A 15934-nucleotide genomic window follows, 5' to 3' on the forward strand; every position below is an offset into this window, starting at 1 on the left:
AAGTTTAAAGAACTAAAAGCATGAAAAAATTATTAATCATCTGCGGACTAATCTTAAGTGCCGTAACTTTTGCAAATGCGCAGGATGCTCAACAACAAGCCGGTGGCCGCGGACCAGGCGGTACGCCTGAAGAAAGGGCAAAAAGAAATGTTGCAATGGTTGCTGAAAAGTTAAAGCTGACTGAGGATCAGAAAACTAAAGTAACTGCCATTTACCTGGAACAAAATGCTAAAATGAGAAAGCTGCGCGATTCAGTGGGTGACGACAGAGATGCAATCAGAGCAGTAATGATGAAACAAACTGCACAAACAGATTCAAAAATCGAAGCGTTATTGACAGACGAGCAAAAGAAACTCTTTACTGCTTTTAAAGACGAGCGTAAAGAAATGATGAAGAAAAGAATGGAAAACGGCGGCGGTCGCCCAGGTGGAACCAGATAATTCAAATTGATTAAATAATAGAAGCGACTTACGGTCGCTTTTATTATTTTCGCACTATGTACCAGCAAACACTTCCCATCATACTCGCCTCTAAATCTCCACGCAGACAAGAATTGCTGAAAGCAATGGACCTTGACTTTCAGGTTGTACTTAAAGAAGTGGACGAAAGTTATCCGGCAGATCTTCTGCCTGCGGAGATTGCAGTTTACATTGCAGAAAAAAAGGCTTCTGCTTTCTTGGAGTTGAGTGCTGATCATATTGTCATTACTGCGGATACCATAGTTGCTTATAAAACCCAGATATTGGGTAAACCAACTGATGCCTCACACGCGAAAGAAATATTGGAAACCTTATCTGGCACTAATCACCAGGTTTATACAGGCGTAAGTATTTCCTATAATGGAAGAACAGCGTCCTTCTTCGATGTAACTGAGGTGTTTTTTAACAACCTGACTTCAGAACAGATAGATAATTACATTGCCAATTACAATCCGTATGATAAAGCGGGGGCATATGGAATACAAGACTGGATAGGTTTGATTGGTGTAGAAAAGATTATTGGATCATACACCAACGTAATGGGATTGCCAACAGAAAAGCTATATCAAGCATTGCTAAGTGTCTGAATTTTGCAGCGTGAAAAGCACTCCCATTTTCAGGTCATAAGTAGATAAGCTCAATTGCTTGATATGGGTCATTTCCAAAATATAATTAGTGATTAGCGAAGCAATAACAATCATATCAACCCTAAGCGGTATTAAGCCATCAAAATTTTTACGTTCTGCATGTGTAGAATTTATAAGTTTATCTGACAACTTGTGGTAGGCTGATAGATCAATCCCTGTGGATCTTATTTTTTTAACATCTAGATCAGTCGCAATCATACCCGCAAATGTTTCGAATGCACCTGCAGAGCCTACCAATTGTTTTGGTTTATGGAGTTCACATGCATCAAATAGATCGGTCAGTTCCAATGCCAATCTTTGCTTAATGGCCGATTGGTCTCGCAGGTTTATGGGGTCTGAGTTAAAGTATGCTTGTTGTAGTCTGGCAGCACCTATATTGTAGCTTTTTTTCCAAAGGATCTCATCCTTTGTGCAAATAATAAATTCGGTACTCCCCCCGCCGATATCCATTATTAGGGATACGCCAGATAATATTCCCGTTGCTTTCACGCCGTTATAAATAAAGCCGGCCTCTTCATCCCCATCTACAACAGTGATTTCGATAGCTGCTTCTTGTAAAGCGGCCTCAACAAAGTCGGCACCGTTACTCGCGCTCCTTACCGCAGAAGTAGCAATTGCTTTAATGGTGGAAACCCCGTGAATATCTATTTGCTCCTTAAATGATTTTAATGCATCGATCCCACGTTTAAAGGCCTCGGGAATGATTATATTTTCATTTATTCTACCTTCACCTAGTTTTACAGGCAGATTAACTTTATATAAGATGTCACCATGGGTGGTTTCAGCAATTATAAGATGAAACGTATTGGTGCCAAGATCAATAATTGCGGCTTTCATGAATTACGGGTGGTTTCGAATACTTAAAAATAGAGTTTAAAAATAAGAGGCACAAAAAAAGCCATCAATGGATGGCTTTTAATGCTAAATAATTTTTTGATTTACTCAAAATATTCCTTCATTTTTTCGAAGAAGCTCTTGTCGTTCTTGCCAGGTTGTGGTTTGAAGTTTGGCGAATCTCTTAGTTTCTCCAGAATATTGCGTTCTTCAGAACTTAAGGCCTTCGGCGTCCATATATTTACATGGATGATTTCATCACCCCTGTGGTACGAGTTCACTTCAGGAATACCTTTTCCTTTTAAACGAAGCAATTTTCCGCTTTGTGTTCCAGGCTCAATTTTAATCTTGGCCTTGCCATCAATGGTAGGCACTTCAGCGCTATAACCTAATGCGGCATCTATAATAGATACATGAAGATCATACACTACATTATTTCCTTCACGTTTTAAAGACTCGTGTGGGATCTCTTCAATCAAGATGATGAGATCGCCAGGGATGCCACCATTCGGTGCTGCGTTCCCTTTTCCGCTCATACTTAACTGCATACCATCACTTACCCCGGCTGGGATATTAATGGTTATTGTTTCCTCACCACGTACAGTTCCGTCGCCATGGCAAACATTACATTTAGCGGTAATCTGCTGTCCGCTACCGTTACAAGTAGGGCAAGTAGAGCTGGTTTGCATTTGTCCAAGAATGGTGTTGGTTACCCTTCTTACGGCACCGCTTCCACCGCAAGTACTACAAGTGCTTACTGAAGATTTATCCTTTGCCCCTGTGCCATCACAAGTTTTGCAGGAGATTTGCTTGTTTACTTTTATTTTCTTTTCGCTTCCGTTTGCAATTTCTTCAAGAGTAAGTTTTACCTTGATGCGAAGATTAGAACCCTTTGCTACGCGTCTTCCACCACGTGATTGCTGTCCGCCGCCACCGAAGAAGCTATCGAAAGGGCTGCCACCTCCGCCACCAAAAATATCTCCAAACTGGCTAAAGATATCCTCCATGTTCATGCCGCCGCCGCCATAACCACCGCCTCCTGATGCACCTCCAACGCCAGCATGACCATAATGATCATAGCGCTGTTTCTTCTCTGCATTACTTAGGATTTCATAAGCTTCAGCGGCTTCTTTAAAGTTATCTTCCGCCTGCTTATCTCCCGGGTTTTTATCAGGATGGTACTTGATGGCCATCTTTCTGTAGGCCTTTTTTATCTCTTCAGCTGATGCGCTTTTGGTAACCCCAAGAACATCGTAATAATCTCTTTTGCTCATAATTAACTACCTACTACAACTTTAGCAAAGCGGATCACCTTATCGTTTAAGGTGTAGCCTTTTTCAAGTTCATCTATTACTTTGCCTTTCAAATCTTCACTCGGTGCAGGAATTTTAGTTATTGCTTCATGAACATCGGTATCAAAAACCATATTGATACTCTCCATCTCCTTTAAGCCTTTTTGAGCTAGTAAATTTTTAAGTTTTGTGTGTACCAGGTTAATTCCCTCACGTATGGCATTAACATCAGTAGCACCTTCCATTGCCTTATTTGCACGGTCAAAGTCATCCAGAACTGATAGCAGAGAGACAATTACATCCTTACCTGCAGTTTGTAAAAGCTCTACGCGTTCTTTTTGGGTACGGCGTTTAAAATTGTCAAACTCAGCAAATAACCGCAAATATTTGTCGTTAAGTGCTGCATTGTCCTGCTGTAACTTCTCTTCAGCAGATAATTCAGGAATAATCGGTTCTTGCTGACCGTCTACAGCCTCTTGAGCTGCTTCGTTATTTAGCTGCTCTTCGTTAGGATTTACTTGTTCGTTCACGTTCTCTTCCACAGTCTGATCTTCGTTAATATTTTTTTTCTTCTTGCTAAACATGCTATAGTAGAATTTTTGGATGTAAACTCAAATGCTTTGCCAATACCATATATCAGTCATGCTGTCAGATTTTTATAAATTAAACTGACCAGAATGACTAAAAAGCAAAATTTTGTCAGCTATACCGACTAAACTATTGTTGCATCTTCATGGACTACGCCACCCTCGCATTTGATAATTCTTGAAGGAAAGGTGCGGATGATATGGTAATCATGCGTTGCCATGAGTACCGCAGTCCCACCAAGGCTGATTTGCCTCAATAACATGACAATTTCTTCAGAAGTATCCGGATCAAGATTTCCGGTAGGTTCATCAGCAAGTATAATTTCGGGATTGTTCAGTAAAGCACGTGCAATTACAACGCGCTGTTGTTCACCACCAGACAATTCATGCGGCATTTTCCTGAATTTAGAACGTAGCCCCACTTTTTCTAACACGTCTTTGATACGCTCATCAATTAGGGCTTTGTCTGTCCAACCGGTGGCTTTTAACACAAACTCCAAATTCTTTTCAACCGTTCTATCCGTCAGCAACTGAAAGTCCTGAAACACGATCCCTAGTTTTCTCCTTAAATAAGGAACATCCTTTATTGCAAGGTTCTTTAAGTCAAAGCCAGCAACAAGTCCATCTCCATTGCCAATGTGAAGATCGCCGTAAATGATCTTTAGCAAACTGCTCTTACCAGAACCTGTCTGGCCAATTAAAAAAACAAACTCTCCCTTATCAACATCCAGGTTTACGCTTGATAATACAAGGTGTTTTTGCTGGAATACATCTACATTTCTTAAGTTTATAACCGTGTTTGCCATTGTTAAATTTCTATTTTAGCGATTTTTCCAAAAGGTAAATCATTTACAAATTCCATTATAAAAGGTAGTTTTTCCCCAAGGCCCAATTTTTCGAGCGACTTATCTGGCCGGTCTACTCTAAAATAAGCCAGCAGTGTAAACTTGTCGTCCCGCAATTGCACATAATCGGGGATTTTTGCAATGCCCTTTACTTTTATAATATACATTAGGTCAAAAATAGTATTTCAAATTGAGATTCGGGAGATTTGATCGTTTTATCTGATGAGCGTTAGGGAACCAGAAAGCGGTTTGGATTTAGCATCCAGGTTGATGATATAATAATAAACACCTACAGGAACATCTTTGTTATTTTGCTTTCCGTTCCATGGCTTTTGGAAGTAATCTGTTGTCTCGTAAATCACTTCGCCGTAGCGGTTAAGAATGCTCACCTTAGGTTTTTCATAGGTCTCTATGGCAGTTATATTCCAAAGATCATTTATACCATCTCCATTCGGACTAAAGCTTGGGGGTACCGTTATTTTCTCAAAAACCCTGACAAATACTTGGTCAGCAGCACTAACACAGCCATTTCCAGAAACTACATTAAGGGTATATTCCGTACTCACAGTTGGCGACGCGACAGGATCTAACTTTCGCGGATCATCAAGCCCGAGCTCTGGCGACCAAAAAAAAGTGACATTATCCCCATCAACTTTGCCATGCAAGGTTACACTGTTTCCCAACAACATCACCTGATCTGTCCCAGCATCAGACTTTGGTAGGTTAAATACGGTCACATTAACCTGCGCTGTTCTAATGCACGCTCCGTTAGAAATGGAAACAGTATACAATGTGGTCTTATCCGGACTGGCTATCGGATTTGCAATGGCCGATGAGGAGAGGCCTATAGTTGGCAGCCAGCTGTAAGTAGTTCCACCGCTGGCATTGAGCATAACTGTAGTTCCCTGACATATCTCCACTGCAGATTTTTCTACCTTGGGCACGGGTGGATTTACCACGCTTACTTCAACGGTTGAACTTACCTCGCAACCCAGACTGTTCACCTTGACTGTATATGTTCCCGCCATTCCAAAGTTGGCGTTTGCAATATTTGGCGATTTTTCTGTTGAAAACACTTCTCCAGCTGGATTCCGCCATTCGTAGGTCCCAGTTGCATCTGCTACATCGAGTAAAATTGCGTCACCTACGCATACAGGGCCATTACTGATAGCGTTAGGGGTTGGGTACTTATTTACATTTATGGTTAGCACTGGGGAACTCGTTCTGCAACTTACAGAATTAAAGTTTTGAGGAGACCCCATAACCAGGCGGTACCTGTATTCTCCAGGCAATGCGTTGTTAAACACTGCCGTATATTCGGTTTTGTTTTCATCGGGGATATCTACCCATCCATTTCCATTATACAATTGCCATTGATACCTCATGGTAACGTTTCCATCTACCCGGGCTGATAAATTAAATGATGCGTTGGATTGCTCACATATATTGGTTTCGGTAGTTCCGGTACTCCCAATCTGTGAGCTGATCTGCGCCCCGCAGGCCCTAAAAGTGATGTCGTCCAGTGCAATATCATTACCTATTCCTCCCTGTCCGTTATTAACCATTCTGATCTTAACCTGACTGGTTGAGGTAGTTCTAAATTGAAGCCCATATTGCCGCCATTGCGGGTCCATGTTTGGCAAATCTCCTGTGTTGTATGTTCCCAACACTTCATCGTTTATAGACAGGATATAGAAAGTGATGTTTGGGCGTATGCCATTCGTTCTTAACAGGTTGTACACCCAAGCCGCAAACTCGTAGGTCGTGTTCGGGCAAAGGTCGATCGGAGCAGAAGATTCGTAGAATATGCCGGGCGACCTTGCGGCATTAACAATCATCATGTAACCATTAAAATCATTTGGAGTGTGGTTAAAGATATTGTACCAACCGCCATTCAGCCCTGTTGTAGTTTTAACAATGGTATAGTCGCCCTCTCCATTAGGGCTTCTCATAGTGACAAAGTTGTAGTTGGTTGCAGCACCCAGTCCAGGTCCAAAGTTGGCACTTCCTCTACCAAAGTCAATGTTGATAACCGGATCACCCAAAGAGCCTTCACAAATTTGTGCAGCCGCCTTATTAAAAACCATCAGCAAGCAAACCAGTAAAAAAAATTGGTATACAGCAACTATTTTGGATTTCGAGCTCACAGGCTTAAGTTAGACCATTCAATATAATCTTAAAATTTGACATCAAATAATTATCTGTCAACTAAAAATTTCTAATTACAAACTGTTTAGGAAACTTAAGGTATTTACATTGTCGGCATAGTCCCAAAGTTTCGGATGCTGCGTTTCACCAAATGTAAACAAGGTATTGTTGATGTTTAAATCCGCATTGCTTACTACGCACTGTAGGTTTTGTTCCTGTTCCTTAATTACCAATTCAACGTCCTTCAAATTGCTGTACCGCTCAAAGTAAAGTACGGCCAATGGCGATGAGAAGCCAGTGTCTTCCTTAAGCAATAAGAAACCATTGTCGAAATGAGTGGCTCCATTTACCAGATAAATGGATTTGTTATAATCGTAATTGTTATTGTATTTGAAATGATTGATGATGTCCTTGTATTCTTCAAGAGGCTCGAAGAAATTTTTGATTTCATAGTTCTCTGGGATATAGATTTTAGACACGTTTCTGCATCCCAGTCCGAAGTAATCAAACAAATCATGGCCCAGACTCCTGATGTCGTCCGTAGTCTCTTCGCCTGTTAACACCGCAATACTGGTACGATTCTTCCTGATGATGTTGGGAACTTTACCGAAATAGTATTCAAAATACCTGGAGCTGTTGTTACTACCAGTGGCAATTATTGCGTCAAAGTCCTTCAATCGCTCAGTGTAAATGATCTGCGAAGAAAGGAGGGGCTCAATCTCCACTAGCTTCGCAAGAATTGCAGGTAATAGCTTATCATCAGCCGAAGACAATTTGATCATGGCAATGTTTCCCGTAGCAAGTACACACAGTACATCATGAAAACCTACAAGAGGAATATTTCCGGCAAGTATGAGCCCAATTTTTTTTGGATGAGCAGCAAGCTCAATTCCCGCAAACCATTCCTTAAGATCGCTTTCATTCAGCATGTCACTAAGCGCTTGAAGGGCCTTATTTACCTCCTCTGCGGTAAACCAGGCATTGTTGTTCCTTACTACATAGAGCAGTTCAGCAAACTTATCGTCAGGCGCTGAAATATAGGCGCTAAGTTTTTTAAAAGCAATAATTAATTGTTCAGCAGTAAGGATTGGCATAATTCCAACAATTTTAAAGTTTAAGTGTTATATTTGCGCTGCAAAGGTAAACTTAGCAAATAGAATTAAACGAAGACATGGCTATTAAAATAACAGACGAATGTATTAACTGCGGAGCATGTGAGCCTGAATGCCCGAATAATGCAATTTATGATGCAGGCACGGCCTGGAGATTTTCAGATGGCACCAACTTAAATGGTGTTATTGATTTTGGAGACCAGCAGATTGATGCAGGGGCTGCACAAGATGCAGTTTCTGATGAAGTTTATTACATTGTTTCAGACAAGTGTACCGAATGTAAAGGTTTTCATGATGAGCCTCAATGCGCTGCCGTTTGTCCGGTTGACTGCTGTGTAGATGATGAAGACGTTCGTGAAACAGAAGACGAGCTATTGGCTAAAAAGGCTTGGTTACACCAGGAAGGTTAATATCTACTATAAAATACTAAAGGGCATCCATTTTTGGATGCCCTTTTTTTATGGCAGTTGTTCATATGCAATCCTATTTTTCTTCAAATTTGTTGGGGATGATCAAGACAGGGCAGGCTGATTTTCTGGCAACATGCTCTGCCACACTTCCCATCAGGAAATGATAAAGGCCGGTTCTGCCGTAGGTTCCTATCACAATCAGATCAGCCGCATATTCTTCAGCTTGTCTGATTATACCATGCGCTGCACTGTCAATCACACTAAAATAACTGGTCGGAATACCATTGCCAAACTTACTCTCAATTTCCTTGAGTAACACATGACTATTTTCTTCGCTGTTATCATAAGTATCCAAAAAAACAGGTGCTAATGTAAGATCCGGGTTCACATTTGCTGGTACTGGCTCAATAATGTTTACAAGCGCAACCTCAGACCCAAACTGTTTGGCCAACTCATATCCAGCTTTTGCAGCCTTTTCAGAACAGGTACTATTGTCTACCGCTATTAAAATCTTTTGGAGGTTCATCTTCGTAAGAATTAAGTTTTATTATCAATTGTATAACAAATTAACTGCCTAAAAGTTTACTTTTATAGCATCAAATAGATTATGGACCAGCTATATGGAATATGCAGAGTGGCTATCGCCCCTCTAAGATCAAGCCCATCCGATAAGGCCGAGATAGCCTCGCAATTACTCTTTGGCGACTACGTAGAAATTCTGGAAAAAAGCGACCGGTGGTGGTTTGTAAAAGGTAATTACGACAATTACGAGGGCTGGATGGATTTCAAGCAGTTAGAATTAATCAATGAAGGTCATTTTGCTCCTGGTGCTGGCTGTCAATATTTGGTTCCGGGGCAAGCGCTAAATGTAGTTACAGATACTTATGGGGGTAATTATTACCTCAGTCCGGGCAGCAACCTGCCTTCATTTAAAGATGGTTTTTGTTCAATTGGCAATAAAGTATTTGAAGTTAAGTTTACACCTGCTATTCATGCATTCAAAAGTATGGAAGCATTAATTACTACTGCTCATTTTTTCCTGAACACACCATACCTTTGGGGAGGACGTAGCTTTTTTGGTATAGATTGCTCAGGTTTTGTACAAACTGTATTTAAATTGAATGGTATTAGGTTAAAACGAGATGCCTGGCAACAGGCAGAGGAAGGTACAATCGTAGATTTTCTTCAGGAAGTAAAAGCAGGAGATGTGGCATTTTTTGATAATGAAGAGGGAAGGATTACGCATGTGGGTATTATGCTCAACTCCTCCGCAATTATTCATGCATCCGGCAAAGTTAAAATTGACCCTATTGATGGTCAGGGAATCTTTAGCAATGAATTAAACCGTTATACTCATAAGCTTAGAATAATTAAGCGGTTTGTTTAAGATTTCTCAATTACATATTTCGCTTCATGCGAAACCGGAAAATTGCAGGAGTTTGCAATAAAGCACATTTTATGAGCCTGCTCATGCAGTGAATTCGCTTTTTCAATATGAGCTTCGTCTGTAATGGTCACTACCGGGTAAAGCGTAACTGCGGTAAATCGGCCACTACCATCCGCTTCTTCGATCATTTTACCAACAGCAGCGTCCTTATAATCCAAAACCACAATTCCGTTTTGAGAACATAAATGTAAATACCATAGCATGTGACAGGAAGATAGGGAAGATACCAGTAGATCCTCAGGATTGTGTTTGGTTTTATCGCCCATAAATGCCGAGTCTGATGAGCCGAGAATATCAGCTTTATTCTCAACAGAGATGACATAGCTTCTTTCGTATGAGCGATAATCCATTGTGCCTGAGCCCTTATTTCCAGTCCATGTCAGGCTGGTTGTGTACTGATGTTCCTTAGACATAATCTTATAATTGGTTAATACAATTTACATATTTAAATCCGTTCATTTGCCGCTGAAATTAACTTTATAAGATGCTTATCGTACAAGTGATTGATTTACAGAATTTTTGTTTCATAAAAAAGGCGACCGTCTGGTCGCCCTTTTTATAGATGTTTTTAAATCTAGTTTTGTAACACTACATGGTATTTCACTTTCGTAGTGGTTGAACTATCAAACCATACAATGTAATTTTTACCAGCCTCTAATTCTGTGGCACTGATGGTGGTTACCTCTAAAGACCCTGTCATCGAGACATTCAATGCTGTGTTAGCATCGACGGTTTGGTACGCAGAAGCTGCCTGGAATGCAAGCCCGCTTATTATGGCAGCTCCGGTACTTGTAGTTACGTTTACTGCTCCTGATAATAATGGAGCCACGTTTACAAACCTAACTTTCGCTTTACCACTTACGGTGGCGTTGTCTTTAGCATAAGTGTTCACGCCATAACTTCCATCGGCACGCTTTACAAGGAATATCGACTGTGAGGAATTTGCATCTGCATTGATTGTAGCAGATGCGGTAACTGTTGAAGAACCTGTGTTCTTAAATACAATGGTCTTTGTTCCAGTTGAAGTGCTGATATTACTCGAAGCACTTGCATAAGCCACGGCTGAAGAACTTGTCTTAGCATCGTTAATATAAACGTCCTGTGCGGCTGAGCCCTCTACTGAATTTACTATTGTTAGTGATGCTGTTAGTTTTGCGTTGTCTTCATCTTTCTTGCAAGACGACAGAAAAAATAGTACTGTCATTGCCAATGAAACTGCAGTTGTGATTTTTTGTGTTCTTGTTTTCATGATCATATTTTAGATGATTAAATCAAGAATAATGCCTGATATTTGATTTATAAACCATAAATAACTGTTAATCAATTATATGTGATTTTTTTATTTTCTAACAGGTAGATGAAATTTCTTCTAAGAACGTATAGTAAAACGGTCATTCAATGGCCCAGACCATTACTTGCCTGTCATCTCCGGTTGAAATCAAGTATTTTCCATCTGCGCTCCAGATCAGCTTATTGATGGAATGAAAATGTCCTTCGGTATTTTTATCAAGACTGAGGATCTTGTAAAGTTTGAAGTCTTCACTTCCCCAAAGTTTTATGCCTTTATCCTGACTGCCGGTAGCGAAGTAGGGTTTAGTGAGGTGATACACGATGGAGTAAATACCAAACATATGTGCCGCAATATTATTCACCAGTTCATAATCCGGTAAGCTGCGAATTTTTAATTGCGCATCGCGACTGCCTGAAATTAGAAATTTGCCATCAGGGGCATATTCCAAAGAAGTAATGGGTAGTTTGTGAGCCTTAAGCTCATGTATAAGACCGTAGTCGGCAGAGTTGTAAATCCTAACTACACTGTCTTTACAGCCCAGGGCAACTTCAGTTTCATCCTTACTTATTGCAATACATCTCACCGTATCGTTAATTACAGGGAAGTCATAGAGCAATGTGTAGTCTTTAAGCGACCATACCGCTACTGTACCGTCTTCACCAGTACTGAGGAGTTCTTGTTTATGGCCGATCGTTTTAAGATCAAATACAGCCTTTTTGTGGAAAGCAAGGCTTGCTTCTAGCTTTTGATCTGCCAGGTTGTAAACTAAGATCAGTCCGCTTCTTTGCGCTATAAAAAGTAAATGCTCATGCCTGTGCAAGGCATAAACTGAACTCTGCACCGGAACCAGAACTTTTACAAATGACATGGTCTCGAGCGACCACTCTACCACACCTTTATCATTACCCGCGCTATAAAACGTATGGTCATCAATCCCGTTCGCCAAAGCGTAAATGGGATTTTGGTGACCGCTTAATGTATGCAGGTGTTTTAACATTGCCTATTTTTTAACGTGCCTGCCTTCCAGGTTGGTACCTATGTCGGCAAGTGTTTTTCCTTTTTCCTTTAGCAGTACCAAGAGATGGAATACCAGGTCTGAGCTTTCATTGATAAAATCAACGTCAGTTTCTGCTAGCGCAGCTATCACTGTTTCAACACCTTCTTCGCCAACTTTCTGTGCAATTTTGTTTAAACCTTTTTGGCGAAGTTTATTAACGTATGATTCTTCAGAGGGATTGTCATAACGCTCACCGATAATTTTCTCCAGCTCGAAAATAAAATTCTGATTGTAGTTTGTTTTAAAGCAGCTGCGGGAACCAGTATGGCAAGTAGGTCCGACCGGGTTGGCTTTTATTAAAATGGTATCATTATCACAATCTACGTGCATCTCTTTAACAAAAAGGAAGTTGCCGCTTTCTTCACCTTTGGTCCACAGTCTGTTTTTCGAACGCGAGAAGAAAGTCACCTTACCTTCAGCTTCAGTTTTATCCAGAGCTTCCTGATTCATATAACCAAGCATTAACACCTCCAAGGTTTGCGCATCCTGTATAATTACCGGAACTAAGCCTTGTGTTTTATCGAAATCTATTGTCATAACCTTACCGGTATATTGTGTTTCTTTAGTTCTTGTTTTAAATAGGGGATAGGTATTTCTCCATAATGAAATACAGAGGCGGCCAATGCAGCATCAACACCTGTCGTTAAAAATACATCGGTAAAGTGCTCAATATTCCCAGCACCGCCAGAAGCAATAACAGGGATATTAATTGATTTTGCTACCTTATCCAGCAACAAGCAGTCGAACCCGTTCTTAGTGCCATCATGATCCATGGAGGTCAGCAAGATTTCACCAGCACCCAAACCTTCAGCTTTAACGATCCAATCTTCTGTTTCCAATTCAGTAATGAGCCTGCCACCATTTAGATGCACCATATTCCGTCCTTCAATAAGTTTGGTGTCCACTGCCAGTACAACAAATTGTACCCCAAAAGCTTTTGCCAATTCTTCTATTAAGGCAGGGTTTCTTACCGCTGCAGAATTGATGCTGATTTTGTCTGCACCCGCATTCAGTAGGGCTTCTGCATCGGCAACTGAAGTAATACCTCCGCCAATGGTAAAAGGTATATTCAATTGTCGGGCGACTGATTTTACCATTTCTATGGTAGTTCCGCGGCGTTCATGGGTTGCGGTAATGTCTAAAAACACCAACTCATCTGCACCTTGTTGTGCATATTGCCAGGCAAGTTCTACCGGATCTCCTGCATCGCGCAGGTCAACGAAATTTACCCCTTTAACTGTTCTTCCGTCTTTAACGTCTAAACAGGGAATGATGCGTTTGCTGAGCATTGATCTAGAGAGATGTCATTTGTCTCAAATTCCATTGTTTAATCTCATCAATGGTAATCCGGTCCTCGTAAATGGCTTTTCCAACTACAACCGAACGGATGTCGTATTTGTCCAGTTCCTCAATATCCTGCATTGAACTTACCCCGCCAGAGGCTATCAGTTTGATGAAAGGTGAATGTTCCAACAGTTTCTTATACAGGTCTACCGCGGCACCGCCTAATTTACCATCCTTATTAATGTCGGTACAAAGAAAGCGGAAGAAACCAAGTTGTAAGCACTTGTCCACATAGTCCATCAGTTTAATTGGCGAACTTTCCATCCAACCGCTATACTTGATCACCTCGTCCAAAACGTCAATAGCAATCACGATCCTGTTGGCATAATCATATTTCTTTCCAACCTCTTCGCTCAATTCCCGCAGAAAGTCTGGATTGGTAATGGCTTGCGTACCCACAATAACCCGCTGTATACCTGCGTCCAAAAGATCAGTAACCTGTTTAATGGTCCTGATGCCTCCGCCATACTGTACTTTCATATCCGTTTTACTGATGATATCGAAAAGCGCAGCCTGATTACTAAAATCGCCCTTAGCACCATTTAGATCAATGATATGAATAAACTCAGTACCGTTAGAGCGGTAAGTTTCTATCATTTCAGCAATGGAAACATCGTAAACTGTTTTCTGGTCGTAATCACCTTCTCTCAAGCGAACAACTTTTCCATCTAAAATATCAATTGCAGGAATTATATACATTTTACTCTTTTAAGTTTGAAAAATTCTTTAGTAAGCGTTCTCCCGCTGCTCCGGATTTCTCCGGGTGAAACTGTACGCCATAAAAATTGTCTTTTTGCACCCCGGCTGAGAACGGCAGGCCATACTCCGCAGTTGCGATGTCAAAAGTAGGGTTATATTCAATAAAGTACGAATGAACAAAGTAAAATTGTGCACCGTTCTCGATTCCGTCAAACAAAGCTGTGTTTTTATGGCTGATGTTGTTCCAGCCCATATGCGGTATTTTGATGCCCAGCGCCTTATTAAATAGCTTTGTCTTAACAGGTACCACATTCATCATATTGGCATCGCCTTCTTCAGAATGTGAAGTAATGAGCTGCATGCCCACACATATTCCAAGAACAGGTTTCTTTAATGCTTTTATGGGCTCAACTAAGCCGGTTTGTCCCAATTTCTGCATAGCCGCTCCAGCATGGCCAACGCCTGGTATAATCACGTGGCTATACTTCTCCAGGTCAGCTTCCTCGTTGATCATTCCGTATGGCAAATTCAATCGCTCCAAAGCAGATGTTAGCGAGAAAATATTACCGGCACCGTAGTTTACAATTCCAATCATTACAGCAATCCTTTTGTGCTTGGCAAAACAAGCTTTTCTGCATCCCTTTTAATGGCCATCTTGATCGCTTTTGCAAAAGCTTTAAAGATTGCTTCAATTTTGTGATGCTCGTTATCGCCTTCGGCTTTAATGTTCAGGTTGCATTTTGCGGCATCGCTAAAAGACTTAAAGAAATGGTAAAACATTTCTGTTGGCATATCACCAACCTTTTCGCGTTTAAAAGTTGCATCCCAAACTATCCAGGCGCGCCCACCAAAATCTATGGCAGCCTGTGCCAGGCAATCATCCATAGGCAAGCAAAATCCGTACCGCTCCAGTCCCAATTTGTTTCCAATTGCTTTCGCAAAAGCCTCACCAAGAGCAATTCCGGTATCTTCAATGGTATGGTGCTCGTCGATATGCAGGTCGCCCTTTGTTACAATTTTAAGGTCCATACTGCCATGTCTGGCGATTTGATCTAACATGTGGTCAAAGAAATTCAAACCTGTCGATATTTCTGCTTTTCCAGTACCGTCCAGATCAATCGCTATACTAATTTTTGTTTCGTTGGTATTGCGTTCATGAACAACAGTTCTCGCACCTGCCCTTAAGAAGGTATAAATGTCTACCCAATTTTGAGTTTGCAGGGCGATGACATCACTTAGTGTTTCTGCTTTTTCCATGAGTTCATTGGCACCAAGCAGATCGTTGTTTCTAAGCCAAATTGCTTTAGCACCAAGGTTTTTGGCCAGGATCACGTCATTTAGCCTGTCGCCTATCACAAAAGAATTCTTAAGATCATACTCGTCAGAAAAATAGTGAAGCAACAAGCCTGTGCCTGGTTTACGGGTAGGTGCATTGTCCTTTGCAAAAGTCCGGTCAATAATTACCTCTTTGAAAACCACACCCTCGCCAGCAAATGTATCCAGGATGAAGTTATGAATAGGCCAGAATGTTTCTTCAGGATTGGCAGGAGTACCCAAGCCGTCTTGATTGGTTACCATCACCAGTTCGTAATCTAACTCGGCAGCTATTTTTGATAAATAATAAAGCGACCGTGGATAGAATTTCAGTTTGGCGAAGGAATCTACCTGTTCATCATCAGGCTCAATGTCGAGCGTACCATCGCGGTCTATAAAGAGTACTTTTTTCATTTCAGTAATTCGTG

General features: G+C 41.0%; 20 protein-coding genes. 4 read left to right on the forward strand and 16 right to left on the reverse strand.

Annotated features, from left to right (window positions below; translation table 11 throughout):
• Window positions 1-20: 20 nt before the first annotated feature.
• Together ACXZ1K_RS08570 and ACXZ1K_RS08575 are read left to right on the forward strand one after the other, a co-directional pair.
• Window positions 21-440, forward strand: a complete 420-nt coding sequence (locus ACXZ1K_RS08570) for a Spy/CpxP family protein refolding chaperone (protein WP_458972969.1) — start codon at window positions 21-23, stop codon at window positions 438-440.
• A gap of 56 nt (window positions 441-496) precedes the next feature.
• Entirely contained in the window at window positions 497-1066 is a 570-nt protein-coding gene (locus tag ACXZ1K_RS08575; protein ID WP_458972970.1) for a Maf family protein, read from the forward strand.
• Here ACXZ1K_RS08575 and ACXZ1K_RS08580 read toward each other — a convergent pair.
• The 7 genes from ACXZ1K_RS08580 to ACXZ1K_RS08610 form a co-directional block, all read right to left on the reverse strand.
• The gene (locus ACXZ1K_RS08580) at window positions 1055-1963 is read right to left on the reverse strand and encodes a Ppx/GppA phosphatase family protein (protein ID WP_458972971.1); all 909 of its coding nucleotides are present in this window, start codon (window positions 1961-1963) and stop codon (window positions 1055-1057) included. The two genes, ACXZ1K_RS08575 and ACXZ1K_RS08580, sit on opposite strands and share 12 nt — an antisense overlap.
• A gap of 101 nt (window positions 1964-2064) precedes the next feature.
• Window positions 2065-3234 (reverse strand): molecular chaperone DnaJ, encoded by a 1170-nt coding sequence (gene dnaJ, locus ACXZ1K_RS08585; protein ID WP_458972972.1) that lies wholly within the window; start codon window positions 3232-3234, stop codon window positions 2065-2067.
• Between the two features lie 2 nt (window positions 3235-3236).
• The gene (locus tag ACXZ1K_RS08590; RefSeq protein ID WP_458972973.1) at window positions 3237-3836 is read right to left on the reverse strand and encodes a nucleotide exchange factor GrpE; all 600 of its coding nucleotides are present in this window, start codon (window positions 3834-3836) and stop codon (window positions 3237-3239) included.
• Between the two features lie 128 nt (window positions 3837-3964).
• Window positions 3965-4645 carry a cell division ATP-binding protein FtsE gene (locus ACXZ1K_RS08595; protein ID WP_458972974.1) on the reverse strand — a complete coding sequence of 227 codons (681 nt, stop codon included), beginning with the start codon at window positions 4643-4645 and terminating at the stop codon, window positions 3965-3967.
• Window positions 4646-4647: 2 nt separating this feature from the next.
• Window positions 4648-4851, reverse strand: coding sequence for a fructose-6-phosphate aldolase (locus ACXZ1K_RS08600; protein WP_458972975.1), 204 nt, complete (start codon window positions 4849-4851; stop codon window positions 4648-4650).
• A 48-nt stretch (window positions 4852-4899) separates the two neighbouring features.
• Window positions 4900-6771 carry a gliding motility-associated C-terminal domain-containing protein gene (locus ACXZ1K_RS08605; RefSeq protein WP_458972976.1) on the reverse strand — a complete coding sequence of 624 codons (1872 nt, stop codon included), beginning with the start codon at window positions 6769-6771 and terminating at the stop codon, window positions 4900-4902.
• A gap of 135 nt (window positions 6772-6906) precedes the next feature.
• Window positions 6907-7926, reverse strand: a complete 1020-nt coding sequence (locus ACXZ1K_RS08610) for an acyl-CoA reductase (RefSeq protein ID WP_458972977.1) — start codon at window positions 7924-7926, stop codon at window positions 6907-6909.
• A gap of 77 nt (window positions 7927-8003) precedes the next feature.
• On the opposite strand from ACXZ1K_RS08610, the gene ACXZ1K_RS08615 reads away from it, so the two are divergent.
• Complete coding sequence (locus tag ACXZ1K_RS08615; RefSeq protein WP_458972978.1) at window positions 8004-8354, forward strand: 4Fe-4S dicluster domain-containing protein; 351 nt, start codon at window positions 8004-8006, stop codon at window positions 8352-8354.
• A gap of 73 nt (window positions 8355-8427) precedes the next feature.
• Here ACXZ1K_RS08615 and ACXZ1K_RS08620 read toward each other — a convergent pair whose 3' ends face one another.
• Entirely contained in the window at window positions 8428-8880 is a 453-nt protein-coding gene (locus ACXZ1K_RS08620) for a universal stress protein (protein WP_458972979.1), read from the reverse strand.
• A gap of 81 nt (window positions 8881-8961) precedes the next feature.
• Here ACXZ1K_RS08620 and ACXZ1K_RS08625 point away from each other — a divergent pair, with 81 nt between their 5' ends.
• A complete protein-coding gene (locus ACXZ1K_RS08625; RefSeq protein WP_458972980.1) occupies window positions 8962-9741 on the forward strand; it encodes a C40 family peptidase in 780 nt (259 codons plus the stop codon).
• On the opposite strand, the gene ACXZ1K_RS08630 is transcribed toward ACXZ1K_RS08625, so the two are convergent.
• The 8 genes from ACXZ1K_RS08630 to hisB form a co-directional block, all read right to left on the reverse strand.
• Window positions 9738-10214: an OsmC family protein gene (locus tag ACXZ1K_RS08630; RefSeq protein ID WP_458972981.1), complete on the reverse strand. Its 477-nt coding sequence runs from the start codon at window positions 10212-10214 to the stop codon at window positions 9738-9740. The two genes, ACXZ1K_RS08625 and ACXZ1K_RS08630, sit on opposite strands and share 4 nt — an antisense overlap.
• A gap of 161 nt (window positions 10215-10375) precedes the next feature.
• Window positions 10376-11050: a DUF4397 domain-containing protein gene (locus ACXZ1K_RS08635; protein ID WP_458972982.1), complete on the reverse strand. Its 675-nt coding sequence runs from the start codon at window positions 11048-11050 to the stop codon at window positions 10376-10378.
• Between the two features lie 142 nt (window positions 11051-11192).
• Window positions 11193-12089, reverse strand: a complete 897-nt coding sequence (locus ACXZ1K_RS08640) for a WD40 repeat domain-containing protein (protein WP_458972983.1) — start codon at window positions 12087-12089, stop codon at window positions 11193-11195.
• A 3-nt stretch (window positions 12090-12092) separates the two neighbouring features.
• Entirely contained in the window at window positions 12093-12686 is a 594-nt protein-coding gene (gene hisIE / locus ACXZ1K_RS08645; protein ID WP_458972984.1) for a bifunctional phosphoribosyl-AMP cyclohydrolase/phosphoribosyl-ATP diphosphatase HisIE, read from the reverse strand.
• The gene (gene hisF / locus ACXZ1K_RS08650; RefSeq protein ID WP_458972985.1) at window positions 12683-13438 is read right to left on the reverse strand and encodes an imidazole glycerol phosphate synthase subunit HisF; all 756 of its coding nucleotides are present in this window, start codon (window positions 13436-13438) and stop codon (window positions 12683-12685) included. The genes hisIE and hisF overlap by 4 nt, the downstream gene beginning before the upstream one ends.
• A 4-nt stretch (window positions 13439-13442) precedes the next feature.
• The gene (gene hisA, locus ACXZ1K_RS08655) at window positions 13443-14192 is read right to left on the reverse strand and encodes a 1-(5-phosphoribosyl)-5-[(5-phosphoribosylamino)methylideneamino]imidazole-4-carboxamide isomerase (RefSeq protein WP_458972986.1); all 750 of its coding nucleotides are present in this window, start codon (window positions 14190-14192) and stop codon (window positions 13443-13445) included.
• Between the two features lies 1 nt (window position 14193).
• On the reverse strand, window positions 14194-14787 hold the full coding sequence (gene hisH, locus ACXZ1K_RS08660; protein WP_458972987.1) for an imidazole glycerol phosphate synthase subunit HisH: 594 nt from the start codon (window positions 14785-14787) through the stop codon (window positions 14194-14196).
• Window positions 14787-15920 (reverse strand): bifunctional histidinol-phosphatase/imidazoleglycerol-phosphate dehydratase HisB, encoded by a 1134-nt coding sequence (gene hisB / locus ACXZ1K_RS08665; RefSeq protein ID WP_458972988.1) that lies wholly within the window; start codon window positions 15918-15920, stop codon window positions 14787-14789. Before hisB ends, hisH begins: the two co-directional genes overlap by 1 nt.
• Window positions 15921-15934: the final 14 nt, after the last annotated feature.

This window comes from Pedobacter jaeyakensis (genome assembly GCF_054461315.1).